This is a genomic window from Stenotrophomonas maltophilia, assembly GCF_025642255.1.
Lineage (GTDB): Bacteria > Pseudomonadota > Gammaproteobacteria > Xanthomonadales > Xanthomonadaceae > Stenotrophomonas > Stenotrophomonas maltophilia_P.
Genome location: NZ_CP106759.1, coordinates 3,594,772 through 3,619,471 on the forward strand (window position 1 = coordinate 3,594,772; position 24,700 = coordinate 3,619,471).

Sequence of the window (24,700 nt, forward strand, 5' to 3'; positions counted from 1 at the left end):
GGGGGCCAGCGCCAACCGTTACAGGTGTTTTCAGTACGCACGCAGCCGGGACACGCTGTTGCCCATGGGGCGCAGGCACCTCCAGTGGGTAGCGTATTGTCCGCACGATGTCCGCTTCATGTCGCCAGTGCATCGGCCACCGGCTGCCAGGCCTGACGCAGGCGCTGCAGCGACCAGGCCGCATTGGCCGGGCTGGTCGAGGGCAGCGCCAGCACACGCGGTGGCTCCCCCAGGACAGGCAGCACCCAGCGCTGGAATGCCTGCATCGACGCAGCACCATTGCAGCCGATCAGCTGCAGCTCAGGCAGCAGGGCGATCAGTTCCGGCAGCGCGTTGGCCACTTCCGTGCCACGCACGATGTCCGCATCCAGGCTGCCCCGGCGCTCGCATCGGCCGATCACATCCCACACCCCGACACCGGCGGCGTTCAGCGCGCGCATGCGTTGCGGATAGGGCAAACCGGCGTCAAAGCCGCAGATATCGGACATGAGCGGCCAGAAACGATTGCGTGGATGCGCGTAGTACTGGCCAGCGTGCAGCGACGCAGCACCCGGCATCGAACCAAGCAGCAACACGCGCGATCGCGTGTTCACCTGCGCGGGCAGGCCGGTGCAGAGCGTTGGCGCGCTCACGGTTTGTGCAACTGCATGAACATTCCTCCAGAGCAAAAACCCCATGAAAACAGGCTTTTCGAACTCATCGCTGAACAGAGCGAACTATTTTTTAACGCGCGTCGGATTCGATTCATGTTGAGGCGACTACGGTGTGCTCGCCCCGCAACCGGGGGCCCAAAAACAAGAAACATTAGGAGATACCCCCATGCGCTCCATCCGTATCCTGAGTCTCGCCCTGCTGACCTCGGCCGCCTTCGCGCCGGCCGCTTTCGCCCAGGACAGCAGCACCACCGACACCGCCTCGGGCAAGCATTTTGCCGTGGTTGGCGGCGTCACGCTGCTGCAGCCGAAGAATGATCCGATCACCGGCGTCAAGAAGCTCGATGGCGGCCCGGCGCCGACCGTCAGCTTCAGCTACTACGTCAACGACAACTGGGCCGTTGAGCTGTGGGGCGCTGCCGACAAGTTCGATCACCGCGTCAAGGGTCCGGGCAACACCCGCCTGGGCAGCGTCGAGCAGCAGCCGGTCGCGCTGAGCGGCCAGTACCACTTCGGCCAGGCCGACAACGTGTTCCGCCCGTTCGTGGGCGTGGGCTACTTCCAGTCGGCCTTCAGCAACGAATCGCTGGCTGACGGCAGCAGCTCCGACATCCGCCTGAAGGATGCCAAGGGCGTGATCGGCACCGTCGGCGTCGACATGAACATCAACTCCACCTGGTTCGCCCGTGCTGATGCCCGCTACATGCGCGCCCGCCCGGACGTGAAGGTTGGTGGCGAGAAGATCGGCGAAGCCAAGCTGGATCCGTGGACTGTCGGCGTGGGTATCGGCGCCCGCTTCTAAGCACCGTCTGCTTCACTGTCTGTACGCGACGGGCCCTTCGGGGCCCGTCGTCGTTTTCGTCACCCGCGTTCTGTGTAGAGTCGGGTCGTGCTCGACTGCTTTTTTCCGGACGTCGAGCAGGGCTTGACTCTGCAAAGGACGGAAGGCCGGTGATCGGGATGGACAATGTCGACCTGCTGGTGATCGGAGGTGGCATCAACGGCGCCGGCATCGCACGCGACGCCGCAGGCCGCGGCCTGCGCGTGCTGCTCTGCGAGCAGCACGATCTTGCGTCACATACCTCCAGCGCCAGCAGCAAGCTGGTCCATGGCGGGCTGCGCTACCTGGAACAGGGCGAGTTCGGCCTGGTGCGCAAGGCGCTGGGCGAACGCGATGTACTCCGCAGGCAGGCGCCCTGCCTGGTCCGGCCGCTGCGCTTCGTGCTGCCCTGGGAACCCCACCTGCGGCCACGCTGGATGCTGCGGCTCGGCCTGTGGCTGTATGACCACCTCGGCCATCGCGGCGCAGCGTTTCCGGCTTCGCGCGCACTGCACCTGCCACACGACCCGTTGGGCACGTGGCTGTCGCCATCGTTGCACCAGGCCTTCAGCTATACCGACGCGCAGGTGGACGATGCACGCCTGGTATTGCTCAACGCGCTGGATGCCGCGCAACGCGGCGCGCGTGTACAGGTTCGCACCCGCTGCGTCGAACTGCACGGCGAGCAGGGCCACTGGCGGGCGGTACTGGTCGATGCAGCGGGACAGCAGCAGACGGTGCATGCACATGCCGTGGCCAACGCGGCCGGTCCCTGGGCCGGAGGCCTGCTGCAACGCATGCAGGCGCGCAGCGGCACACCGGCCCTGCGCCTGGTGCAGGGCAGCCACATCGTGCTGCGCCGGCCCTGGCCCGATGACAGCGCCTGCCTGCTGCAGCAGCCCGACGGACGGGTCGTATTCCTGCTGCCCTTCACCCACGACCACCTGCTGGTGGGTACCACCGACACCGACTATCAGGGCGATCCGGCGCGCTGCCACGTGCTGCCTTCGGAAGTGACATACCTGTGCGAGGCGGCCAACCGCTATCTGCGCCAGCCGATCACGGCGACGGAGGTGGTCTGGCAGTTTGCCGGCGTGCGCCCGCTGCTGGCCGACCCGGATCCGCGCGCGGCACGACTCAGCCGCGACTATCGCCTGCAGTTGCAGGTGCAGGGCGCGCCCGCCGTGCACGTGCTGGGGGGGAAGCTGACCACCTACCGCGTTCTGGCCGAAGAAGCGCTGGATCTGCTGCGGCCCCACCTGCCGCAGATGGGGCCGGCATGGACGGCAGCCGGGACGCCGCTGCCGGGCAGCGACTGGGGCGATGCCGTGCAGGCACGCTCTCACCTGCGGAGACTCGCACCGTGGTTGCCTGAGGACACTACGCGGCGCTGGGCCGAGGCCTATGGCAGCCGCAGCACCGAGCTGCTGCACGGGGTGCAGGGCATGGACGATCTCGGCGAACACTTCGGCGGTGGGCTGCACGCCCATGAGGTCGTGTTCCTGCGCGATCACGAATGGGCGCATACCGCCGAGGACATACTGTGGCGGCGGAGCAAGCTGGGACTGCGGCTGGACACCGCACAGGTGGCACGCCTGCAGGACTGGTTGGAGGAACAGCAGCACCAGGCCATGCCCGGCCGATCGCGGTGACACCCGGCATGGCCCGTCGCTGCCGATGCAGTAGGATTTCCCCATCGCTACCGGAGACGCCGCATGACGCCCCGCTACGTGCTGGCCATCGATCAGGGCACCACCAGTTCGCGCGCGATCCTGTTCGATCACGCCGGCGACATCGTCGGCAGCGCGCAACGTGAGTTCGCCCAGATTTTCCCGCAGCCCGGTTGGGTGGAACATGACCCGCGCGAGATCCTCACCAGCGTCTACGCCACGCTGACCGAGCTGCTCAGCCGCGAACAGATCGACCCGCGCCACATCGCCGCACTGGGCATCACCAACCAGCGCGAGACCACCGTGGTCTGGGAACGCGCCACGGGCCAGCCGATCCACAACGCCATCGTCTGGCAGTCCCGGCAAAGCCAGGCCATCTGCGAGCGGTTGCGCTCGCAGGGGCACGAAGCGCTGATCCGTGAACGCACCGGCCTGCTGATCGATGCCTACTTCTCGGCCACCAAGGTGCGCTGGATCCTCGATCACGTGGAAGGCGCACAACAGCGCGCGGAGCGTGGCGAACTGCTGTTCGGCACCATCGACAGCTGGCTGGTCTGGAATCTCAGTGGCGGCCAGGCACACATGACGGACTACAGCAACGCCGCACGCACGCTGCTGTTCAACATCCACACCCTGGACTGGGACGACGAGCTGCTCGCGCTGCTGGACATTCCGCGCGCCATGCTGCCGCAGGTGCGTGACTCCAGCGCGGTGTACGCGCACACCCGGCCGCAGTTCTTCTTCGACCACCCGATTCCGATCGCCGGTATCGCTGGCGACCAGCAGGCCGCGCTGTTCGGCCAGGCCTGCTTCCAGCCGGGCATGGTGAAGAACACCTACGGCACCGGCTGCTTCATGCTGATGCACACCGGAACGCAGGCCGTGCGTTCGCACAATGGCCTGCTGACCACCATCGCCTGGGGCCTGGACGGGCGCGTGGAGTACGCACTGGAGGGGTCGATCTTCATCGCCGGCTCGGTGGTGCAGTGGCTGCGCGACGGCCTGCGCATGATCGATCGGGCCAGCGACAGCCAGGCGCTGGCCGCGAAGGTCGGCGACAGCGCTGGCGTCTATCTGGTGCCGGCGTTCGTGGGCCTGGGTGCGCCTTACTGGCGCAGCGACGTGCGTGGAGCGATGTTCGGCCTGACCCGGGGCACCAGCAGGTCGCACTTCGTGCGTGCAGCATTGGAAGCAATGGCTTACCAGACCCGCGATGTACTCGATGCCATGCAGTCCGATGCAGGTATCGGCCTGAGCGAGCTGCGTGCCGACGGCGGCGCGATCGGCAACGACTTCCTTGCCAGCTTCCAGGCCGACATTCTCGGCGTTCCGCTGCTGCGGCCACGGCTGACCGAGACCACGGCGCTGGGCGCGGCCTACCTGGCCGGGCTGGCGGTGGGATTCTGGGAAAGCCGCGAACAGATCGCCGCGCAATGGGGACTGGACCGCCGTTTCGAGCCGCAGATGCCGGCAGCACGGCGCGAGACGCTGTATGCCGGGTGGCAGCAGGCGGTCGCCGCCACCCTGGCCTTCCACGTCGATTGAGGGCGGTAGCGCCGGGCCATGCCCGGCGAATCAATCCCCAATCCGCCGGGCATGGCCCGGCGCTGCCCCAACATCAGAACGCCGGCAGCACGGCACCCTTGTACTTGGTCTCGATGAACGTCTTCACCTGTGCGCTGGTGAGCGCCTTGGCCAGCTTCTGCACGCGCGCGTCATCCTTGTTGTCGGGCCGGGCCACCAGGAAGTTCACGTACGGCGAGTCCTTGCTTTCGATCGCCAGCGCATCCCGGGTCGGGTTCAGACCCGCATCCAATGCATAGTTGGTGTTGATCAGGGCCAGGTCCACCTGATCCAGTACGCGGGGCAGCATCGCCGAATCCAGCTCGCGGAACTTCAGCTGCTTCGGATTGGAGACGATGTCGCGCTGGGTTGCCAGCGCATTGGTCGGATCCTTCAGCTCGATCACACCGGCCTTGTGCAGCAGGATCAGCGCCCGGCTGTTGTTGCTCGGATCGTTCGGGATGACCACATCCGCGCCTTCGCGCAGTTCGGCCAGCGACTTGATCTTGCGCGAGTATGCGCCGAACGGCTCGATGTGCACGCCGATCACCGTCACCAGATCGGTCTTGCGGTCGCGGTTGTAGGCGTCCAGGTACGGCTCGGTCTGGAAGTAGTTCACGTCCACCTGCTTCTGCACCAGCTGGTCGTTGGGCTGCACGTAGTCGTTGAACACGCGCACGTCCAGTTCCACGCCTTCCTGCTTGAGGATCGGCTTGACCACCTCGAGGATTTCGGCGTGCGGCACGGCCGTGGCGGCCACCACCAGCTTCTGCGAAGGCTCGCCGGACTTGCCGCAGGCGGTCAGGGCCAGCGCAGCGGCGAGCAGGGGCAGCAACAGGGTCTTCTTCATGGGCGGAATGATTCTCGGGGGGAGGTCAGGATCTATCGTAGTTGCTCAGGGCCAGCTCGAGCAGCGCCTTGGCCTGCTCGCGCAGCATCGTCGGTTCGACGATCTCGGCATCCGAGCCGTAATGCAGCACATCCATCAGCAGTTCGCGTGACACGCTGTAAGGCACTTTCAGCTCATAGCGGCCGTCGGCCAGGAAACGGCCCTGCTGCTTGGAATGCCAGTGCTCATCGGCGACCCAGCGCGCAGCCTTGGCGCTGAACAGGATGGTGGCCCAGCCCTTCGGCGCACCGGAGAAAATGCCGTAGCTGGCACCCAGCTGCTCGTCCAGTTCGCTGTCGGCCACGTCACGGGCCGTGTGGTCGATCACCCGCGCCTTGTGGATCCGGTCCACCGCGAAGCTGCGGAGGGCCTCGCGGTCGTGGTCCCATGCATCGAGATACCAGTTGTCGCGGTAGTGGGTCAGGCGCTGCGGCGAAACAGTGCGCTTGGTCGGTTCGTCGGTGGAACGGGCGCGGTACTCGAAGCCCAGCTGGCGCCGCTCGAGCACGGCCGAAGCCACGCTGCGGAAGCTGCCTTCGTCGAATTTGCGGCCGCGATGCGGAATGACCCGCACCCGGTCCACCGGCCAGCTGGAGACCCCCGCCTGCGCGGCCAGCAGGCTTTCGATGCGCTGCTGCAGCGGTGCCAGCACCGAAGACAGCACGCCCCCGCCGGTACGGGCCAGCAGGTGCTGCGATGCCAGCAGGGCATGCAGCTCCTCCGAGCTGAGCCAGAGGCCGGGCAGTTCGAAGCGGTCGCTTTCGTCGGCGTGATAGCGGAAGCCGGCCTCGCCATCGCCCTCGATCGGCGCCATCAGCGCGTCGCGCAGGAACGCCAGGTCGCGGTAGACGGTGGCACGGGAACAACCGAGCTTGTCCTGCAGGGTCGCCACCGTCACCGGATAGCGCGCGGACTTGAGCAGACGATGCAGGGCGGTGATGCGTTCGTATCGGTCCATGCCCCCGATTATGTCCGAGTCGCGGGTCTTGTGTGGGGGGTTTGGGCTATCGTGGGCGCCCCGCCCTCTGCGAAAGCCCTCCCATGCGCCGGTTGCCCGCCCTGCCCCTGCTGGCCTGCCTGCTGCTGGCTGCCTGTGGTCGCCCCCCAGCGCCGTCCGGCGGCGACGCGGTCGTTCCGCAGGCCGACCCGGCGCAGGCGGTACTGGCCGCCAGCCAACGGTTCGCCGCCCTGCGCAGCTTCCACGCGGAACTGGAAGTGCTGGGTACGCCACAGCCGGTCCGCAGTGCGATGGACTTCGTGGCCCCGGACCGGTTCCGGGTACAGACGGCGGCCGGTGCACAGACCATCATCGGTGACACGATGTTCCTGCAGGCCGACGGGGCCATCCGCCAGGTGCCGACACCGCCCGGTCTGCTCGAGCAATGGCGGACACCGCTGCCGGCCGACGTCGCGCCCGCGGCGCTGCAGGCCGAGGATCTGGGCAGCCAGACGCTGGACGGGGTCCAGACCCGCCGCTACCGGCTGCGTGGCGCCGGCCCCGGCGAGCGCCTGGAGTACTGGGTGGATGGGCAGGGCCTGCCACGCCAGATCGTGCGCAGCGGCAGCAGCAACGGCAAGGTGTTCCAGCTGCGCCTGCGCTATTCGCGCTTCAACGACCCCTCCCTCCGCATCGAGCTGCCCTGAATGGGGAGCGGTGACAACGCCTGCTGAAGCGGCCAGCGCCATGGGGCGGACGGCCATCACGCTTCCAGTATCATCACGGGTTGTTAACCGCTTCGGAGAAGCCTCGATGTCCCTGCGCGTGTCCCTGCTGATTCCCCTGCTGCTCTGCGCCCCGCTGGCGTACGCGCAGGATGCATCCGAACTGGCGGCGATGTCCTCGCCCTGGAGCGGCAGCGGCGGCGAGCTCGGCTTCGCCTCGGCACGCGGCAACAGCAGCACCGAGAGCTTCAACGGCCGCCTGCGCCTGCGCTACACCGACGGTGACTGGGTGCACAGCATGGACCTGTTCGGCCTGCGTTCCAGCTCCAAGGTGACCGAGACCAACGACGACGGCACCACCACCCGCCGCAACAACACCACCGCCAACCGCTACACCGGCAGCGCCGGCAGCGCGCTGCAGCTGGGCGAGCACCGCCAGCTGACCGCCACGGTGCGTACCGAGCGCGATGACTTCGCCACCTACGACCGCCAGAGCTCGTTCGGTCTGGGTTACGGCACCCGTCTGTGGAGTACCGAGCGCTTCTATTTCGATGCCCAGGTCGGCCCCGGTGTGCGCCGCACCCACAGCACCGAGGATGATCGCACCCGTACCGGGCTGATCGGTCGTGGCCTGTTCGACATGAAGTACTCGCTTACCGAGAACACCGATCTGGTCAACACGCTGCTGGTCGAATCGGGGTCGTACAACACCTTCGGCCAGAACGATTTCGGCCTGTCGGTGAGCATGAATGAACACCTGGCCTTGAAGGCCGGCTGGCAGGCCCGCTACAACAGCGACGTCGCGGTGGACAAGCGCAAGACCGATACGCTGACCACCATGAACGTGGTCTACAAGTTCAAATAAGCGAAACGGGCGCCTGGCGCCCGTTTTCGTTTCTGTTCCGTAGCCCCTGGCCGAGGAAATCGGCCGGGTCAGGCGTTCAGCAGCTCAGCCGCACCGCCATCGAGCAGCCTCTGCGCCACGCGCTGGCCCAGCGCGTCCGGGTCGCTGGCCGGACCCACGCCTTCGGCGCGCACCGCACGGCCATCGCTGGCGCTGCCGACCAGCCCCTGCAGGTGCAGGTCCTGCCCCTGCCACTGCGCGATCGCCGCCACCGGCACATGGCAGCTGCCATGCAGCGCGCGGTTCATTGCCCGCTCCGCTTCCACGCAGGCCCGTGTCGCGGCGTCATCGAGCGCAGCGAACAAGGCCATCAGCGGCGCATTGCTGCCGTCGCACTCCACGGCCACGGCGCCCTGCGCCGGCGCCGGCAGCCAGTGCGGCGGCTGCAGGCGCAGCACGATCCGATCGCCCAGTCCCAGGCGCTCCAGCCCGGCGACGGCCAGCACGATGGCGTCGTAGCCCCCGTTGTCGAGCTTGGCCAGGCGCGTATTGACGTTGCCACGCAGGTCCAGCAGTTCCAGGTCCGGGCGCAGCGCACGCAGCTGGGCCTGGCGGCGCAGCGAGGACGTGCCGACGCGCGCGCCGATGGGCAACGCATCAAGCGAGGCATAGAGGTTGGAGACGAAGCCGTCGGCCGGGTCATGACGGGGCAGCATGGCCGGCAGCACGAACGGCGCATCCAGTTCCATCGGCACATCCTTCAGCGAATGCACGGCGCAGTCGGCGTCGCCGCGCAGGATGGCCAGCTCCAGTTCCTTCAGGAACAGGCCCTTGCCACCGATGGCGGCCAGCGAGCGGTCGAGCACTTCATCGCCGCGCGTGCTCATCGGGACCAGCTCCACGTGCAGGCCGGGATGGGCCTGGCGGAGGCGGTCGGCGACGTGTTCGCTCTGCCAGAGGGCGAGCGGGCTCTTGCGGGTGGCGATGCGGACGGTTTCCATCCGGTCATTATCGCGCCTTCGGCGCGGATACGGCCAACGGCGGAGCCCCTCATGGCTGGCTGGGGACAAGGCTGAAGCAACAGCCGTGCTTGGCCGGGCGGGATGGGCTGCGCAGGGGCCGCTGCAAGCACGTCCATGTAAGCTCGGTCGCCGCATCCATGCGGCTCACGCCCCTGCGCAACCCACCCCGCCCGGCCTCTGACAGTTTCCGTGTGCGCCAGCCACGGAAGATCAAAAGAAAGAAGCAGAAACAACAGCCAGCGGCTCTCGGGGTCAGATCCCTTTTCCTGCGGAAAAGGGATCTGACCCCTCTCTCCCACCCGATAACACGTTGCCGTCCGTCACCGGGAAATTCGCGAGGGTGAGTCGGACACTCACAGATGCCGCAGTTCCTGCTTCAGCGTCGCCACACAGCGGCGGCTGACCTCCAGCGGCTGCTTGCCATGCCGGAGCACCGCCTGCACCTGCCCGCCCACGCCACGACGCAGTTCCACCAGTTCGTGCCGCGCCACCAGACAGTTGCGGTGGATGCGCACGAAGCGGCTGGCGAATTCCTCCTCCAGCGACTTCAGCGACTCCTCGATCAGGTCCTCACCGCGCGCGTGGTGCACCACCACGTACTTTTCCTCGGCCTGCAGGTAATGGATGTCATCCAGCGGAATCAGCCGCAGGCTGCCCCGCAGCCGGGCGCACAGCATGCTGCGTGCCTGTTGCCCCGCATCGTGCTGTGGCTGCCCCCCGCGCCCGGCCAGAAAGGTCCGTGCGCGCGCGATGGCCGCTGCCAGCCGCTCGGCACGCACCGGCTTCATCAGGTAGTCGATGGCCGCCGCTTCGAATGCCGACAAGGCATGCGCGTCATAGGCCGTACAGAACACCACCGCCGGGCGTGGCTCGAAGCTGGCCAGGTGACGGGCCGCTTCCAGCCCATCCAGTCCGGGCATCGCGATGTCCAGCAGCACCAGGTCCGGCTGCAGTTCCGCGCAGGCGTGCAGGGCCTGCTCGCCGTTACCGGCCTCGGCCACCACGTCCACCCCCTCCTGCGCGGCCAGCAGGCTGCGCAGGCGCTCGCGCGCCAGCGGTTCGTCATCGGCGATGACTACCCTCACGATCGTTCCCTCACTGGATCGGCACCGTCACCTGGCAGGCATAGTAGCCCTCGCTCCAGCCGGCCGTCATCCGTGCGGCACTGCCGAAGCGCCACGCCAGGCGATGACCGATGCTGTGCTGGGCATGCCCGGCGCCGCGTGCCAGGGCCAGCCCCGGCATCTGTGGATCGGGAGCGGGATTGCGTACGCGGATGTGCAGCTCGTTGCCTTCGCGCGCCACGTGCAGCTCGACGGTGCCACCTTCCGGCAACCGCGAAATGCCATGCAGCACCGCGTTTTCCACCAGTGGCTGCAACACCAGCCGCGGCAGCGGCTGCTCCCACGGCAGCGGCTCGTCACGCTGCCAACGCACCTGCAGGCGCTCTCCCAGGCGCAGCGACTCGATCGACAGGTAACGCTCGGCCAGCTCGCATTCGGCCTGCAGGGTGGAGTCTCCATCGCCCGCCCCCAGCGCCGCGCGGAACAGATCGGACAGGTCCAGCACGGCGCGTTCGGCCACCGCCGGATCACGATGCAGCAGGCTGGCGATCAGATTCATGCTGTTGAACAGGAAATGCGGACGGATCCGGGCCTGCAGTGCATCGGCCTGTGCACGTGCGTTGGCCTGCACCTGCGCGGCCCAGCGGTCGCTCACGTAGAAGTAGCGCAGGGCCAGCGCGCTGATCAGTGCGCTGGTGGCCGCACTGCCAAGGGTGAAGCGCCAGAAGCTGATGCCACGGGCGAAGCTGTCGCCCAGCACGGCATACAGCGCGTGGATGATGCCCGCGCAGACCACGGCGATCAGCGCCGCCAGTGCGATCGCCGCAGCGGCGCCCAGCAGCGGTGGCAGCCTCGACAGCGCCTGCCGCAGCATGCACAGGCTGGCGGTCACCGCCAGCGCCAGCCAGAGTGCGAAACCGCTGGCCGAAAGCAGCTCGCCCACCGTCCAGTGACGGCTGCCATCGGGCGCCAGGGCCAGCAGCACCACCACCAGCTCGGCCAGGCCGAGCATCGCCGCCAGCCGCCGCAGGCGGCACAGTTCCGGCATCCAGGGAGGCGTGCTGGCCGGAGACATGGGTCAGGCGACGCCCAGGCGTTCCTGCAGCCAGTCACCCAGGGCATCGATCTCCTCGGCACAGACCTGGTGCGCCATCGGGTAGCTGTGCCACTGCACCTGCAGGCCCAACGCGCGCAGCGCCTGCGCGCTGTGTGCGGCTACCGCCTGAGGAATGACCGGATCGCCGCTGCCGTGGGCCATGAACACCGGCACGTCCACTGCGGTAGCCACGCGCTCGGCGCTGTCCGCGTCGGGCAGGTAGGTGGACAGCGCGATCAGCCCGGCCAGCGGCGCCGTGCGCGACAGCGCGGCGGTAAGAATGATCGCGCCCCCCTGCGAGAAGCCGGCCAGGAAGATCTGCTCCGGCGTGATGCCCCGCTCGATCTCGCGGGCGATCAGGGCCTCTACCTGGGCCACCGATTCGCGCACGCCGGCCATGTCGGCGCGGGAACGGAAATCCATGCCGACGATGTCGTACCAGCCGCGCATCGGCACGCCGTTGTTGATCGTGATCGGCCGCACCGGGGCGTGCGGGAACACGAAGCGCAGCGCCGGCCAGTGCGGACGCACCAGCTCCGGAACGATCGGGGCGAAGTCATGGCCATCGGCGCCGAGGCCGTGCAGCCAGATCACCGACCACTGCGGCGAGGCGCCGGTTTCCTGTTCCACCGTTTGCAGCATGTTGCGGCTCCTTCAGATGCGAGCCGCATTATGCCGCCGGTGTGGGGCGATCAGTACAGCGGCGGCTGTTCGGCCGCTTCCCGGCGCAGCTGCGCGGCGCGTACCAGCACCGGCGGCGGAATGTTCTCCTCGGGGATGTCGAGCAGGCCCAGCCGGTGCAGGAACGCACCGGGACCGCGCGACGAGGTCAGTGCGACCACCGGGATGGCCAGCACCATGCCTATCACCACCGGCGCCATCCATGCCGCCAGCGACGGCGAGACCAGCCAGGCCAGCACGCCCATGAAGGCGCCGAACAGGCCCAGGCCGCCGTAACCGCGCACCAGCGCCATCCAGGAAATGCCACCGTCGTCGCGCTGCTGGGCGTCCCACCCCGAGTCGCGTCCGGACAGCACTTCGGCCACGCCGCGGGACTGCACATACATGACCACCGGCGCCATCAGTGCCGCCAGCACGGTCTCCACCAGCATCGACACGAAGGCACGGAACGCACCGCCGCAGCCACGACGATCCACCGGGTCCAGCAGCATCGCCAGGTAGCCCAGCACCTTGGGCATCAGCAGTACCGCCATGGTGGCGGCGAACAGGCGCACCACCTGCTGCTCGTCCTGCGCGCGCCAGTACACGCCGGGCGCCAGGTGCAGCACGGCATTGAAGTCGATGCCTTCCTGGAACAGCGGGATGGCGATGCCGATCAGCATCAGCATCGCCCACATGGGCGCAGTGAAGTAATGGCCGATGCCGATCAGCATGTGCATGCGGCTGATCCAGTGCAGGCCGCGGCTGCCGACCACCTTGCCGTGCTGCAGGTTGCCCTGGCACCAGCGACGGTCGCGCACCAGCAGGTCGGTCAGGGTCGGCGGGCCTTCCTCATAGCTGCCCCCCAGGTACGGCACCATGTGCGCGGCCCAGCCGCCACGCCGCATCAGCGCGGCTTCGACGAAGTCGTGGCTGAGCACGTGGCCGCCGAACGGCTTGCGCCCAGGCAGCGATGGCAGGCCGGCATGGTCGGCGAAGGCACGGGTGCGGATGATGGCGTTGTGGCCCCAGTAGTTGCTTTCAGCGCCGTGCCACCAGGCCACGCCCCGGGCGATCACCGGCCCGTAGACGCGGCCACCGAACTGCTGCATGCGGGCGAACAGGGTGCGTCCGCCGATCACCGACGGCAGGGTCTGAATCAGGCCGACGTCAGCGTTGTGTTCCATGCCGGCCACCAGGCGCACGATGCTGTCGCCGGTCATCAGGCTGTCGGCGTCCAGGATCAGCATCTGCGGGTAGGCCCCGCCGAAGCGGCGCACCCAGTCGGCGATGTTGCCCGCCTTGCGGCCGCTGTTGTCGCCACGACGGCGGTAGAACAGCCGCACGCGGCCGTCGGGCACCTGCTCGCGGAGCTCGGCGAAGACCTGCTCTTCGGCCCGCGCGATATCGTCACGGCGGGTGTCACTGAGCACGAAGAAGTCGAAACGCTCCAGCTGGCCGGTGGCCGCCACCGATTCGTAGATCGCACGCAGGCCGGCCAGCAGCCGGCGCGGATCCTCGTTGTAGGTCGGCATCAGCAGCGCCGTGCGGCTGTGCACGGTGGGCAGCGGCTTGTCCGGATCAATGCCCAGGCGATAGCCACGGTCGAACACGGCGGTGAGGAAGCCTGCCACCGCGCTGGCGAACGACAGCGCGATCCAGGCGAACAGGCCCACGAACAGCACCAGCAGGCAGGCTTCGAGCACGCTGATGCCGTTGACCGACAACACCCGCCACATCATCCGGGTGGCCGCTGCGGTCATCACCAGCGTGCCGCCCAGGATGTACAGCCGACGCAGGCCGATCAGGCGTGGCGAGGTGCGGTGCCGGCGCACCCTGAGCTGCCCTTCGCGCAGGGTCTGCTCGGGCATCGGCAAGGGCACTTCGGCAGGCAGCAGCGCCCAGCCGGCGTCAGGCCCGGCCGATTCCGCCTCCGCATGGATGGTCTGCACCCCCATCGGCGCCTACTCCGCGCAGTCGGCATGGCCGGCCGTCCGGGCCAGGCTGCATGCACGAAGGTTCCCGGCGCGCCTTCCCGGCGCCCGCACTTGTCCTGGCTGCGTCGGCCTGAGGCCGCGCAGTCGCTGTCTGTCACTACCGGAACCCACACGATCTCCAACGGGGCGGAATCGAAAATGCGGCCCAGTCTAGGCCGCTACATGTAAGCCGGGTGCGAAGGCCTACGCCGGGATTTCTCCCCATTCAGCAAACAGCAGGCGAGGCTGCCGACGGCCTGCCGGATCGACCGCAATTGGATCGAGCAAAACGGGCGGCGGCACATCCCTCGGCGATCGCGCTGGCGACGGGGCCAACGCGATCGATCGTACTTCAGCAGCGCGCGTTACTCGTCCTGCAGGACGACGCCGGCCGCGTCCTGCAGGGCAGCGGTGCGCGCACGGTCCATCGCCACCGCCAGTTGCTGGCGGGCGAGCAGTTGTTGGGCCTGCACCACTTCGGGTGTGGGCAGAAGCACCGGTCCCGGTGCGTTTTCCGGTGTAGCGGGTGTGGTCATGCAACCTCCGTGGACATCCCCGCTGCCGCGCGGGTCCAACCGGGCGGCAGCGGAACTGCGCACCCTATCCTAAAAACAAGGCGGATGGGTGACGTGCAAGCCGGTGAGGCCTGCGCCTGCAAAGGGCATGCGTCACGTTCCAGGCACGCAGCGCTGGATCCTGAATAGGCATTTCCGGTAGCATGAAAACGTTTTCTCACAGGGAAGTTCCTCCCATGAATACCGTCGACCTCACCCACTTCAGCCCCAAGTGGCAGTTCCGCTTCAACTTCTACCGCCAGCACGGCGCGCCCAAGGAGCCCGGCTTCAAGCAGGCCTGGCGGGCCCTGTCCTTCGGCGACCGCCTGAAGATCAACCTGAACATCTTTGCCCTGTTCTTCGGCCCCATCTACCTGCTGATCCTGGGCATGTGGCGCAAGGCGCTGGTGGTGATCGGCATCGCCATCGGCCTGGCGGCCATCACGATGTTCCTGCCCGACATCGTCGGCCGCGCGGTGTTCATCGCCTTCAATGTCCTGGTCGCCTCCAGCACCAACTACAGCTATTACCTGGAAAAGGTGGAAGGCCGGACCGGCTGGAACCCGTTTGAAGGAATGTTCTGAGCCACTCAGACCTGCGCACGGACGCGCGGCAAGGATGCAACCGACGCCCGGCCCCCGCCGGGCGTCTTCGTTTCCGGCATCAGGCAGCGCGCAGCGTGGCCGTCGTGCCCGTGCCCGCTTCCGACTGCAGCCGGAAGCGGGACACCGCCACCGCAAGCTGCTCGGCCTGCTCTTCCATCGCGCGCGCGGCAGCACTGGCCTCTTCCACCAGCGCCGCATTCTGCTGGGTGGTTTCATCCATCTGCACCACGGTCTGGTTGACCTGCTCGATGCCGGCCGACTGCTCGCGCGAGGCGGCCGAGATCTCGGCCATGATCTCGTTGACCCGCCCGACCTGGCCGACGATCTCCTGCATGGTGTTGCCTGCGCGGTGCACCAGCTGCGCACCGCTGCCGACTTGGGCCACCGATGCGTCGATCAGTCCCTTGATTTCCTTCGCCGCTGCGGCCGAGCGCTGGGCCAGCGCGCGCACTTCGCTGGCCACCACGGCGAAGCCGCGACCCTGTTCGCCCGCACGCGCGGCCTCAACGGCGGCGTTCAGGGCCAGGATGTTGGTCTGGAAGGCGATGCCGTCGATCACCGAGATGATCTCGGCGATGCGTTGCGACGAGGTTTCGATCTGCTGCATGGTCTGTACCACCTGGCCGACCACCTTTCCGCCTTCGCTGGCCACGTCCGCCGCCGATGCGGCCAACGTGTTCGCCTGCAGGGCATGATCGGCATTCTGGCGCACGGTGGAGGTCAACTCCTCCATCGACGCTGCCGTTTCTTCCAGGTTGGCCGCCTGCAGTTCGGTGCGACGCGACAGATCGCTGTTGCCCGCGGCGATCTCACCGGCCGCAAGGCGGATGCTCGCCGCCGACTGCTGGATCTGGCCGACGATATGGGTCAGCTGTTGCGCAGTGCTGTTGGCATCGTCGCGCATCACCGCGAACACACCGTGGAAGTCGCCCTGCATGCGTGCACTGAGATCGCCGGCGGCGATGGCGCGCAGCAGCGTGGAAAGCGCCGCGAGGTTGTGGTCGCTGGCCTGCATCATCGCGTTCAGCGTGGTCACCATGCGGCGGAAATCGTGCTCGAACCGCTCACTGTCACCACGCACGGCAAAGTCGCCGGCGGCAGCAGCGGCGGCCAGCTGCTGGATCTGCTCGTTGATCGCCGCCAGGTTGCTCTTGGTGGTGGCCATGGCGGCGGTGAACACCGCCTTCTCGCCCGGCAGCGGCTCCATGTCCACGCTCAGATCGCCCACCGCGTAGCGCTGCATCACGTCCACCAGCCGCTGGGTGACCGCATTGCTGGACGCCACCAGCTGATTGCTGTCGGCCACCATGCGACCGTACTCCCCCGGGAAGGCCGCCGCGTCCATCCGGTAACTGAGCTCGCCCGCATCATGGCGGCGTGCCATCTCCGCCTGCGCCGCCATCACAGCCTGCAGCTGTCCCCGCATGCCCTGCATCGCCTCGAGCAGGCGCCCGACCTCATCGTTGCCGCGCGCCGGCAGCGCGGTGTCCAGCTTGCCCGCCGCCACGTCACCTGCAATGCGTACCGCCTGCGCCAGCGGCCGGATCGCCAGGTGACGCAGCAGCAGGTAGACGCCGGCGCTCAATGTCAGCGCGGCCAGCACGCCGACCAGCAGCGTCAGCCACAGCAGCTGGCGAGCCTCGGCCACGATCACGGCATGCGGCACCACCACACCCAGCGCGAAGCGCTGCGGGGCATCGCCAACCCGCAGTGGCACGTACAGGCGCACATTGCCGGCGGCATCCGGCTCGAACGCTTCGACGGTCCTGTCGGCCGCGATTCCGGCCAGCATGTCGCGGGTGAAGGCATCGGTGCGCGGCTTGCCGATCTCGGCGGCGTCGGCCGAAGCCAGGACTACGCCCTTGGGCGAAAGCAGTTCAACGCGGCCTGCTCCCATCGGCGCAAGCGTCGCCAGATGCTTCTGCAGCGCCGCCAGCGAGAAATCGACGGTGAACACGCCGAGGAACGTGCCGTTCTCCACGATGGGCGTGCTCAGGGTGCTCATCAGCACCTGCTGGCCGGCGATCTCATAGGCATAGGGCTCGCTCACCTTGGGCAGCTTGTCGCGGCTCGGCCCCATGTACCAGTCACCGGACCCGCTGGCGGTGTCGGTGTAGTCGGTCATCACCGACTGCTGCGGCTTGCCGTCCTGCCAGGCCCAGTAGCTCATGTAGCGACCGGTGGCGTCATGTGCCTCGCTGTTGACGAACTCCGCGTCCTTGCCATCGAAGGCATCGGCCTCCCACATGGTGCTCTTGCCCAGCCACTCCGGGTGCGCGCGCAGCTGTTCGCCGAGCACGGCCGCCAGGCTGGCACGATCAGGCTGGTCGCCCCGCGCGCGCTGGGCCAGGACGGCCTCGACCATGGCATCGTTGCTGGCGAAGCCGGTGCCCAGATCGGCCGCAACCTGGCGCGCTTCGGCATGCGCCTCGCTGGCCATGGTCTGCCGCGACGCGTTGATCAGGCTGGCACTGGCCTGGCGGTAGATCAGAAAGGCGGTCAGGCCGAAGCACAACAGCGCGATGGCAGCGGTGCCCAGCATCAGCTTGTGGGCGATGCTGCCCGGACGACGGGCAGCGGCGGAGCGGGAAGACGGCATGGGAGGGTCCGCAAGGCAGGTCAGGACATCCGGCACCGCGTTGGCGCCGCGCTGGTGCGCGATCCCTCGCGCGGCGACCTGTCTGAGCCGGGCGATGCCCGGCACCGCAAGGGCGCACCGGGTTAGCGGCCGTTCCGCGGCGGGGTTGAGCCGTTGCCCTGCGTCAAGCTGAATGCACTCAGTTTGGGATGGCTCATACGTGCGGCGAACCTACTCGACCACCCGGTCCTTCAGCCACTGCGTGCGTGGCAGCACTTCGATGCTGCCTGCCGCGTACTGCTGCAGTACATCGTCCGGACCGTAGCGCGGCTGCCAGCCCAGCACCGCAACCGCACGGCTGCCGTCGTACACGCGGTCGATGCTCAGCGGCAGTGGCCAGCCGCGGCGCTCGAACTCGGCCAGCAGCTGCGGTGCGCGCCGCGCCAGCACCCGGCGTGGCTGGGTGGCCAGTTCCAGGCAGTCCTCGCGCCGGAAGGGGGTCGGCGCGCAGGCGATGTAGCGCTGGAACGGTGCGCCCGCGTTGTGCAGCAGCGCGGCATGCGCGCTGGCCACATCGCGTGCGTCCAGGCCCCGGTGCAGGCGGAACATCGCCATGCGCTCGGGAGGCTCGGGGAAGCAGCGGCCCATGCGCAGCACGCGCACGGCGAACGCCTCCGATGCCGCCGCTTCGGCCAGCGCCTCGGCCTGCAGCTTGGTGCGGTGGTAGATCGTCCTGGGCAGGGGTTCAGTGTCTTCGTCGATCCAGCGGCAACCGCCCGCCACCACGGCATGGCCGTACAGGGCGGTGGTGCTGGTCAACACGAAGCGTCCGACGCCAGCATCGCGCGCCAGCCGCAGCAGCTGCGCGGTCGCCTCCACGTTGATCTGCTGGAACACCGTGTCCGGCACCAGCCCGACATGCGGTGCATGCAGCGCAGCGGTGTGGATCACCGCATCCACGCCGCGCACGGCACGCTCCAGTGCCTTCGTGTTGGTGACGTCGGCAATGATGCGTGTAGTGGCGAACGGGCTGCGATCCAGCCCGATGACTTCATGGGTGGCCGCCAACGCGCCGAAGATCGCGCGCCCGATCCGCCCGGAACTTCCGGTCAACAGAATCTTCATTGAGTCCATTCACTCAACAGCGCCCGGGAGCTACCGGGATGAACCGATTCTAGGCGTGGCCTGTGTCCAGGGCGATAGCGGCGCTGCGCAAGTGCAGCGTCAACAGCAGGCAGGCACAGCGTGAAGGCCACGCGCCATCCGCGGACGCACCGTTAGCCTGCCGTCGGCAAGCATGAGACTCCGCCACGCCGAGAGAGATCCCCTATGGCCAGCAGCAACCGCGGGTTCGCGTCGATGGACCAGCGCACGCAGCGCGCGATCGCCGCCAAGGGTGGGCGCGCCGCCCATGCCTCCGGCAACGCCCATGAATTCAGTCCCGCCGAGGCGCGCATTGCCGGCCGCAAAGGAGGCGAAGCCATCAGCCGCGATCGCCAGCACATGGCCGCGATCGGTCGCGAAGGCGGGCATGCACGCCACGCCCGCGCACAACAGCAGCGCCAGCAGTCCGATCAAGGTCCACAGGGCCGCGACGAACCGGGTCAGCAGGACTGAGCGACGCGCCTCAGCCGTGGCTGAGGAGGTTCAGCAGGCGCCCGAACGGGTCCCGCACGAAGAACCGGCGCACGCCCCATGGCTCCTCGACGGGGCCATACACGACGTCGATGCCAGCGCTGCGGATCCGTTGCAGAACGTCATCCAGATCGTCCACCTCGATCGACAGGTCCGGTACCGGCGTTCCCGACCCGCCCTCGCTGGCGAAGCTGAGCTGCGCAGGCGCAGTGTGCTGCCCGGCGTAGGTGACGATCCAGCCATGATCCATCACCACCGGCATGCCGAGGATGCCGCCGTAGAACGCGGCGGCGCGCGTCGGATCGGGTGTGGCGATGTTGGCGACGATGCGTCTGACAGCCATGACGTTCCTGTTCAATGAGGGGCAAAAACGAAACTGCGCGACCGGCAGGCACGCCGTCAATCTTCAGGGGGCGTGTACAGACTGATGCGGCAGGGCGCGAAAAGTGTGGCTTCCGTCACGAAACATTAACGCGTTAACAAAATTCCCGTCACATCGCTGGGGGTGAAACGCATCCAGGACAGTTAGCGGCTGGGTAGACCGTCAATCAAGGAAGTTTGCCTGATGAATCACCCGCTGCATGGCCGTTCGTCCCGCTCCCGTTCCCCCTTGCAACGCCCGCTGGCACTCGCGGTGGCCAGCTCCCTGCTGCTGGCAGCCGCCCTGCCGGCGATGGCCTCCGATTCACTCGATGCCTGGCAACAGCAGCGCCAGCTGCAGGCGGCGTGGGCCCAGCCAGGCGGTGCACAGACGGACGCAACCGTTGGTGCTTCGGCGCAGGCCACGTCCACCCCGGTCCTGGGCAACGCGGGCGACGCCGCCAGTTGGCACAGCGACGAGTTCAATGCCGACTGGGGCCTGGCCGCGATGGGGGCCGACCATGCCTATGCCCGCGGCCTGACCGGCCAGGGTGTACGCCTGGCGCTGTTCGATTCCGGCTCGGCGCTGGCCCACCCGGAATTCGCCGGCCGCAACACCACCAGCATCACCATCGGCCCGGACTGCGCGACGGCGGGGATCGTCGCCGGCGAAGGGGCCTGCGCGCAGACCCGCGGCGAACAACCCGGCTACAACTATTACGGCCTCGGTGCCGGGGTGCCGGCGGCGCTCGCCGGTCGCCTGATCGCGGCCGGCCTGCCCTACGGCTTCAGCTACGCCGATCATGGCACCCACGTGCTGGGCACCATCGGCGCCAACCGCGACGGCACCGGCATGCATGGCGTGGCCTTCGGTGCCGACCTGACGGCAGCGCGCGTGTTCGGTGACACCTACTATGAGTGGCGCCTGGATCCGGATGGTTTCTATCGCCCCCGCGCGGTGTACCGCACCGACCCGGACGACGACGCCGTACTGGACATGTATGCGCAGATCCAGGCGCAGGGCGTGCGCGCCATCAACCACAGCTGGGGCATCTCGACCCGCAACATGAGTGCCGCGGCGCTCGACCGCCAGTACGCCGCGATTGGCGCGGATTACGACGTCTACGGCAGCATCTACGCAGGCAGCGACGCTGCCCCCGGGTCGACCCTGATCCAGGTGTGGTCGGCCGGCAACGGCAGCGGGGCCGTCGCGGGCATCACTGCGGCCCTGCCCCGCTGGAAGCCGGAGATCGAACCCTACTGGCTGGCCGTGGCCAACGTGCGCCAGCCGGTCGCCGACGATGGCGAAACCGACTATGTGCTCGACGACAGCTCCAGCATCTGCGGTGCCGCCGCCAACTGGTGCATCTCCGCCCCGGGCACCGACATCGCCAGCACCATCGTCTCCGGTGAGATCCAGGGACGCATCGAGGAAACCAGCGAGTACCTGCGGCTGATCATCGACAGCGAGAACACCGAGTACACCTACGGCCTGAAGACGGGCACCTCGATGGCGGCGCCGCACATCACCGGCGCCCTGGGGCTGCTGTTTGAGCGCTTCCCCTACCTGGACAGCGCACAGGTCCGCGACGTGCTGCTGACGACCGCCCGCGATCTGGGCGATCCGGGCATCGATGAGATCTACGGCTGGGGCATGGTCGACCTGCGCAAGGCCATCGAAGGCTTCGGCTCGCTGCGCGTGGACACCGATGTGGTGATGAACCAGAAGGCCGGTGGACTGAAGGTCTGGGAAGGCGAGGCCTGGGATGACTGGACCAACGACATCGGTGGCCCCGGCAAGCTGACCAAGTCCGGCATCGGCTGGCTGCGCCTGAGCGGCGACAACAGCTTCAACGGTGCGGTGGTGAACGATGGCGTCCTGGAATTGAATGGCGCCAACACGCTCACCTCGGCAGTGGAGGTGAAGGGCGGCCAGTTCCTGCTCAACGGCTCGCTGGTCTCCACCGCCCTGAACACCACCGGCGGCGTCAGCACGGTCAGCGCCGGCGGCGTGCTTGACCACAGCAACCTGGTGGTCGATGGCGGCGTGGTCTCCTTCAACGGCACGCAGGCCGGCGGTAATACCACCGTGGGCGCCAACGGCCTGCTGAAGGGTGTCGGCACCCTGGGTACCACCCGGGTCGACGGCATCATCGCGCCGGGCAATTCGATCGGCACGCTGACCGTCAACGGTGACTATGTGCAGGGCGCTACCGGTGTGTTCACGTCTGAACTGGCGCCGGGAGGCCGCAGCGACCAGCTGCACGTCACCGGCACCGCCACGCTGGACGGCACGCTGGTCGCGCTGCCCGAACCGGGCGTGTACTACCTGGGTGAGCAGTTCAACATCCTGCGCGCCGACGGTGGCATCAACGGTCAGTTCGCCCGTACCGACTTCAGTGCATTCTCGCCGTTCCTGCAGTTCAGCCTGGCCTACAGCGCCAATGGTGCGCGCATCGACGTGGCCCGGGGTGCGCTGCTGGCCACCGCGGCCACCACGCGCAACCAGCGCGCCGTCGCTGGCGTAGCCGATGGCCTGGCGATCAACCAGGGCCTGCCCCGGCCGCTGACCCAGCTGTTCCCCGCCCAGGTCGGCGCCGCGCTGGACGGCCTGAGCGGCGAGCTGCATGCCGCCACGCCGCTGGTGCTGGTCGAGAGCAGCCGCTACGTGCGTGATGCAGCCTTGTCGCGGCGTGCGGGCAATGCGTCGCCGGGCAGCACCGGCGACGCGACCGGTGCGTGGGTACAGGCGATCGGCGGCAACGGCAAGCTCGATGGCGATGTCGAAACCGCGCGCACGGATGCCAACAGCAACGGCCTGCTGGTCGGTATCGACCGCGAGTTCGATGGCTGGCAGGCCGGCGTACTGGCCGGCACCGGCCGTACCGACGTCAAGCAACGCGACCGCCGTGCCAAGTCGAAGATCGACAACACCCACTTCGGTGCCTACGCCAGCCACAGCTGGGGCGGCTTCGGTCTGCGCGGTGGCGTGGCCTGGAGCAAGCACGAGGCAGAGAGCACCCGCGAGCTGGCGTTCGCAGGATTCAGCGACACGCTCACCGGCCGTTATGACGCCCGTACCCGCCAGGCTTTCCTCGAAGCCGGCTACCGATTCGGCTCTGCTGAAGGCGGCCTGGAGCCCTACCTGCAGGTTGCCCGCGTCGAAGTGGACCTGAAGCGCATCAGCGAGCGGGGCGGCGCCGCCGCACTGCAGGGCGAAGTGGAAGACACCCGTACTACCGTGGCGACCGCCGGGCTGCGCTTCGACAAGGGTCTGAAGGCATCCTTCCAGCAGGACAGCTGGCTGCACCTGCGTGGCGCGGTGGGTTATCGCCGGGCCTCCGGCGACCGCAGCCAGGTGGCCAACCTCGCCTTCGCCAACGGTGGCGGCGCGTTCGCCGTCAGCGGAGCGCCGATCGCCGACAGCGCTGTCGTGGCCGAGCTGGGGCTGTCCGCGTGGCTGACCCCGCGGCAGTCGCTGGAGCTGGGCTACAGCGGCCAGTTCGGCAGCGAGAGCCGTGACCACGGCGCTACGGCGCGCTGGTCCGTGCGCTTCTGATCCACGTTCAACTTACCTTCTGAAGAGCATTGGGGCGGCCTGGGGCCGCCCCTTTTTTCTCCGACAATGCAGCCCGCGCGATCAGGCTGCCTTCATCGCGTGCTTCCGCGCACGCATCACGTTGTGGCATTCCTGCACTTCCGGCAGCAGCTGGGTCACTTCCTGGCGTACCGCCGGCGGCAGGCCCTCATCCTTCAGCGCGTCCTTGAAAGCTGCCAGCAGGCGGTCTTCCGATTCTTCCAGCTCGGCCACATAGCCATAGTTGGTGTCGCCGAACGCTGCGCGCACCTTGCCGTAGAACTGCTGCATCGAGCCGACCAGGGTGCCGTGCTCTGCAGGCTTGCCACCGGTGGCCGCAACCGCGCCACTGAGTGCCGACACGATGCGGCCCTTGACGCCGGCAATGCGGGTGAACAGTGCCGCCAGCTCGGCGTCCTTCACCTTCGTGGCCGCCTCTTCGTAGAACGACTTGCCGTCGCGTGCGATCTCGATCAGGTCGTTGAGACGATGTTCGATGGTGGACTGGGTGCTCATGTTCTGCTCCTGAAGTTCAGATTCGTTGGGAACCGACAACGGTGTGCGTTGCCTGCATCACTACCTTGGACAAAGGAATGTGGCCCCGGGGTGAGCGTCGTTTGATGCATGCATCACGTCGCCCAACGCGGCCTGACCGCCGTTACCAGGGCACGAAAAGGATGATCCCGGTAATCACCAGCACGGCGGCCAGCACTCCCAGCAGCACCTTCCCTTGTCGCCAGCTCGGCGTCGGTTTTCCTGGCGTATTCATCGTGTTTTCTCCTGTCGATGCGGACGCTGGCAGCCTGATGCATACGCCAGCGTCGGCACGTGCACGCCATGTGCATCGCGCGTGCACATGTGAGGGCCCTGCATGGATCATGCCGGTGGACAGCGAGATCGCGCTCACTGCATGTACGCCGGGCATCAACGCCGGGCCCGCTACGGTCATCCTTCCTTCCCGACTGGAGCCGCACATGGCCATCAAGACTGCCGAAGACCTGTTCATCCACGAACTTTCGGACATCTACAGCGCCGAGAAGCAGCTGACCAAAGCCCTGCCCCGCCTTGCCCGTGCGGCCGAGAATCCGGATCTCGCCGCCGCCTTCGAAACCCATCTGGAGGAAACCCAGGGCCAGATCGAGCGGATCGACCAGGTGGTCGAGACGCTGGGCATCCGTCTCAAGCGCATCAAGTGTGCAGCGATGGAAGGGCTGGTGGAGGAAGGCAAGGACGTCATCGACAGCATCGACAAGGGACCGGTGCGTGATGCCGCACTGATCGGTGGCGCCCAGAAAGTCGAGCACTACGAGATCGCGTCGTACGGCACCATCGCCGCGCTGGCCAAGCAGCTGGGCTACAAGGACGCGCTCCCCCTGCTGCTGGAAACACTGGCCGAAGAAAAGTCGACCGACGAGAAGTTGACCCTGCTGGCCAAGGGGGGCGGCAACGCCAAGGCAGCACAGGCCGCCTGA

At 67.7% G+C, this 24,700-nt stretch carries 22 protein-coding genes; 9 read left to right on the forward strand and 13 right to left on the reverse strand.

The window, feature by feature from the left end; translation table 11 throughout:
• Positions 1 to 116 precede the first annotated feature (116 nt).
• Positions 117 to 632 (reverse strand): DNA-deoxyinosine glycosylase, encoded by a 516-nt coding sequence (locus N8888_RS16390; protein ID WP_262101438.1) that lies wholly within the window; start codon positions 630 to 632, stop codon positions 117 to 119.
• A gap of 187 nt (positions 633 to 819) precedes the next feature.
• Between N8888_RS16390 and N8888_RS16395 the strand changes: the two genes are divergently transcribed.
• The 3 genes from N8888_RS16395 to glpK all read left to right on the forward strand — a co-directional run bounded on the left by N8888_RS16395 (position 820) and on the right by glpK (position 4,688).
• The gene (locus N8888_RS16395) at positions 820 to 1,455 is read left to right on the forward strand and encodes an OmpW/AlkL family protein (protein ID WP_053520322.1); all 636 of its coding nucleotides are present in this window, start codon (positions 820 to 822) and stop codon (positions 1,453 to 1,455) included.
• Positions 1,456 to 1,613: 158 nt separating this feature from the next.
• Complete coding sequence (gene glpD, locus N8888_RS16400; protein ID WP_111186221.1) at positions 1,614 to 3,125, forward strand: glycerol-3-phosphate dehydrogenase; 1,512 nt, start codon at positions 1,614 to 1,616, stop codon at positions 3,123 to 3,125.
• A gap of 63 nt (positions 3,126 to 3,188) precedes the next feature.
• Complete coding sequence (gene glpK, locus N8888_RS16405; protein ID WP_263175913.1) at positions 3,189 to 4,688, forward strand: glycerol kinase GlpK; 1,500 nt, start codon at positions 3,189 to 3,191, stop codon at positions 4,686 to 4,688.
• A 73-nt stretch (positions 4,689 to 4,761) separates the two neighbouring features.
• Here glpK and N8888_RS16410 read toward each other — a convergent pair whose 3' ends face one another.
• Together N8888_RS16410 and N8888_RS16415 are read right to left on the reverse strand one after the other, a co-directional pair.
• Entirely contained in the window at positions 4,762 to 5,556 is a 795-nt protein-coding gene (locus tag N8888_RS16410) for a MetQ/NlpA family ABC transporter substrate-binding protein (protein ID WP_053520324.1), read from the reverse strand.
• Between the two features lie 25 nt (positions 5,557 to 5,581).
• Positions 5,582 to 6,553, reverse strand: coding sequence for a helix-turn-helix transcriptional regulator (locus N8888_RS16415; protein WP_053520325.1), 972 nt, complete (start codon positions 6,551 to 6,553; stop codon positions 5,582 to 5,584).
• Between the two features lie 83 nt (positions 6,554 to 6,636).
• On the opposite strand from N8888_RS16415, the gene N8888_RS16420 reads away from it, so the two are divergent.
• Both N8888_RS16420 and N8888_RS16425 read left to right on the forward strand, forming a co-directional pair.
• Entirely contained in the window at positions 6,637 to 7,239 is a 603-nt protein-coding gene (locus N8888_RS16420) for a LolA family protein (RefSeq protein ID WP_065175203.1), read from the forward strand.
• Positions 7,240 to 7,345: 106 nt separating this feature from the next.
• Positions 7,346 to 8,122, forward strand: a complete 777-nt coding sequence (locus tag N8888_RS16425; protein ID WP_065175204.1) for a DUF481 domain-containing protein — start codon at positions 7,346 to 7,348, stop codon at positions 8,120 to 8,122.
• Between the two features lie 68 nt (positions 8,123 to 8,190).
• On the opposite strand, the gene hemC is transcribed toward N8888_RS16425, so the two are convergent.
• From hemC to N8888_RS16455, 6 genes are all read right to left on the reverse strand, one after another.
• On the reverse strand, positions 8,191 to 9,102 hold the full coding sequence (hemC, locus tag N8888_RS16430) for a hydroxymethylbilane synthase (protein ID WP_065175205.1): 912 nt from the start codon (positions 9,100 to 9,102) through the stop codon (positions 8,191 to 8,193).
• Between the two features lie 374 nt (positions 9,103 to 9,476).
• Complete coding sequence (locus tag N8888_RS16435; protein WP_053517196.1) at positions 9,477 to 10,208, reverse strand: LytR/AlgR family response regulator transcription factor; 732 nt, start codon at positions 10,206 to 10,208, stop codon at positions 9,477 to 9,479.
• Between the two features lie 10 nt (positions 10,209 to 10,218).
• On the reverse strand, positions 10,219 to 11,262 hold the full coding sequence (locus N8888_RS16440) for a sensor histidine kinase (RefSeq protein WP_263175918.1): 1,044 nt from the start codon (positions 11,260 to 11,262) through the stop codon (positions 10,219 to 10,221).
• Between the two features lie 3 nt (positions 11,263 to 11,265).
• Positions 11,266 to 11,925: an alpha/beta hydrolase gene (locus N8888_RS16445; protein ID WP_065174484.1), complete on the reverse strand. Its 660-nt coding sequence runs from the start codon at positions 11,923 to 11,925 to the stop codon at positions 11,266 to 11,268.
• Positions 11,926 to 11,975: 50 nt separating this feature from the next.
• On the reverse strand, positions 11,976 to 13,901 hold the full coding sequence (gene mdoH, locus N8888_RS16450; RefSeq protein ID WP_262218941.1) for a glucans biosynthesis glucosyltransferase MdoH: 1,926 nt from the start codon (positions 13,899 to 13,901) through the stop codon (positions 11,976 to 11,978).
• A 383-nt stretch (positions 13,902 to 14,284) separates the two neighbouring features.
• A complete protein-coding gene (locus N8888_RS16455) occupies positions 14,285 to 14,455 on the reverse strand; it encodes a hypothetical protein (RefSeq protein ID WP_164972337.1) in 171 nt (56 codons plus the stop codon).
• 215 nt (positions 14,456 to 14,670) lie between these two features.
• On the opposite strand from N8888_RS16455, the gene N8888_RS16460 reads away from it, so the two are divergent.
• Positions 14,671 to 15,057, forward strand: a complete 387-nt coding sequence (locus N8888_RS16460) for a DUF2628 domain-containing protein (RefSeq protein ID WP_263175922.1) — start codon at positions 14,671 to 14,673, stop codon at positions 15,055 to 15,057.
• Between the two features lie 79 nt (positions 15,058 to 15,136).
• On the opposite strand, the gene N8888_RS18775 is transcribed toward N8888_RS16460, so the two are convergent.
• Complete coding sequence (locus tag N8888_RS18775) at positions 15,137 to 17,677, reverse strand: methyl-accepting chemotaxis protein (protein WP_317629470.1); 2,541 nt, start codon at positions 17,675 to 17,677, stop codon at positions 15,137 to 15,139.
• A 210-nt stretch (positions 17,678 to 17,887) separates the two neighbouring features.
• Positions 17,888 to 18,781 carry an NAD-dependent epimerase/dehydratase family protein gene (locus tag N8888_RS16475; RefSeq protein WP_263175924.1) on the reverse strand — a complete coding sequence of 298 codons (894 nt, stop codon included), beginning with the start codon at positions 18,779 to 18,781 and terminating at the stop codon, positions 17,888 to 17,890.
• 204 nt (positions 18,782 to 18,985) lie between these two features.
• Here N8888_RS16475 and N8888_RS16480 point away from each other — a divergent pair, with 204 nt between their 5' ends.
• The gene (locus tag N8888_RS16480; RefSeq protein WP_197572100.1) at positions 18,986 to 19,273 is read left to right on the forward strand and encodes a KGG domain-containing protein; all 288 of its coding nucleotides are present in this window, start codon (positions 18,986 to 18,988) and stop codon (positions 19,271 to 19,273) included.
• 10 nt (positions 19,274 to 19,283) lie between these two features.
• On the opposite strand, the gene N8888_RS16485 is transcribed toward N8888_RS16480, so the two are convergent.
• Complete coding sequence (locus N8888_RS16485) at positions 19,284 to 19,634, reverse strand: VOC family protein (RefSeq protein WP_111186114.1); 351 nt, start codon at positions 19,632 to 19,634, stop codon at positions 19,284 to 19,286.
• Between the two features lie 222 nt (positions 19,635 to 19,856).
• On the opposite strand from N8888_RS16485, the gene N8888_RS16490 reads away from it, so the two are divergent.
• A complete protein-coding gene (locus N8888_RS16490; RefSeq protein ID WP_263175929.1) occupies positions 19,857 to 23,210 on the forward strand; it encodes an autotransporter domain-containing protein in 3,354 nt (1,117 codons plus the stop codon).
• Positions 23,211 to 23,291: 81 nt separating this feature from the next.
• On the opposite strand, the gene N8888_RS16495 is transcribed toward N8888_RS16490, so the two are convergent.
• Positions 23,292 to 23,744, reverse strand: coding sequence for a PA2169 family four-helix-bundle protein (locus tag N8888_RS16495; RefSeq protein ID WP_053517176.1), 453 nt, complete (start codon positions 23,742 to 23,744; stop codon positions 23,292 to 23,294).
• A gap of 458 nt (positions 23,745 to 24,202) precedes the next feature.
• On the opposite strand from N8888_RS16495, the gene N8888_RS16500 reads away from it, so the two are divergent.
• Positions 24,203 to 24,700, forward strand: coding sequence for a YciE/YciF ferroxidase family protein (locus N8888_RS16500; protein ID WP_065174478.1), 498 nt, complete (start codon positions 24,203 to 24,205; stop codon positions 24,698 to 24,700).

Excerpts from the sequence above, each read along its gene's own strand:
- glpD (WP_111186221.1), top strand. The coding sequence starts at position 1,614 with ATGGACAATGTCGACCTGCTGGTGATCGGAGGTGGCATCAACGGCGCC.
- N8888_RS16490 (WP_263175929.1), top strand. The coding sequence starts at position 19,857 with ATGAATCACCCGCTGCATGGCCGTTCGTCCCGCTCCCGTTCCCCCTTG.
- N8888_RS16440 (WP_263175918.1), bottom strand. The coding sequence starts at position 11,262 with ATGTCTCCGGCCAGCACGCCTCCCTGGATGCCGGAACTGTGCCGCCTG.
- N8888_RS16420 (WP_065175203.1), top strand. The coding sequence starts at position 6,637 with ATGCGCCGGTTGCCCGCCCTGCCCCTGCTGGCCTGCCTGCTGCTGGCT.
- N8888_RS16460 (WP_263175922.1), top strand. The coding sequence starts at position 14,671 with ATGAATACCGTCGACCTCACCCACTTCAGCCCCAAGTGGCAGTTCCGC.
- N8888_RS16445 (WP_065174484.1), bottom strand. The coding sequence starts at position 11,925 with ATGCTGCAAACGGTGGAACAGGAAACCGGCGCCTCGCCGCAGTGGTCG.
- glpK (WP_263175913.1), top strand. The coding sequence starts at position 3,189 with ATGACGCCCCGCTACGTGCTGGCCATCGATCAGGGCACCACCAGTTCG.
- N8888_RS16485 (WP_111186114.1), bottom strand. The coding sequence starts at position 19,634 with ATGGCTGTCAGACGCATCGTCGCCAACATCGCCACACCCGATCCGACG.
- N8888_RS16475 (WP_263175924.1), bottom strand. The coding sequence starts at position 18,781 with ATGAAGATTCTGTTGACCGGAAGTTCCGGGCGGATCGGGCGCGCGATC.
- N8888_RS16415 (WP_053520325.1), bottom strand. The coding sequence starts at position 6,553 with ATGGACCGATACGAACGCATCACCGCCCTGCATCGTCTGCTCAAGTCC.
- mdoH (WP_262218941.1), bottom strand. The coding sequence starts at position 13,901 with ATGGGGGTGCAGACCATCCATGCGGAGGCGGAATCGGCCGGGCCTGAC.
- N8888_RS16410 (WP_053520324.1), bottom strand. The coding sequence starts at position 5,556 with ATGAAGAAGACCCTGTTGCTGCCCCTGCTCGCCGCTGCGCTGGCCCTG.
- N8888_RS16395 (WP_053520322.1), top strand. The coding sequence starts at position 820 with ATGCGCTCCATCCGTATCCTGAGTCTCGCCCTGCTGACCTCGGCCGCC.
- N8888_RS16455 (WP_164972337.1), bottom strand. The coding sequence starts at position 14,455 with ATGACCACACCCGCTACACCGGAAAACGCACCGGGACCGGTGCTTCTG.
- N8888_RS16500 (WP_065174478.1), top strand. The coding sequence starts at position 24,203 with ATGGCCATCAAGACTGCCGAAGACCTGTTCATCCACGAACTTTCGGAC.
- N8888_RS16480 (WP_197572100.1), top strand. The coding sequence starts at position 18,986 with ATGGCCAGCAGCAACCGCGGGTTCGCGTCGATGGACCAGCGCACGCAG.
- N8888_RS16495 (WP_053517176.1), bottom strand. The coding sequence starts at position 23,744 with ATGAGCACCCAGTCCACCATCGAACATCGTCTCAACGACCTGATCGAG.
- N8888_RS18775 (WP_317629470.1), bottom strand. The coding sequence starts at position 17,677 with ATGCCGTCTTCCCGCTCCGCCGCTGCCCGTCGTCCGGGCAGCATCGCC.
- N8888_RS16425 (WP_065175204.1), top strand. The coding sequence starts at position 7,346 with ATGTCCCTGCGCGTGTCCCTGCTGATTCCCCTGCTGCTCTGCGCCCCG.
- hemC (WP_065175205.1), bottom strand. The coding sequence starts at position 9,102 with ATGGAAACCGTCCGCATCGCCACCCGCAAGAGCCCGCTCGCCCTCTGG.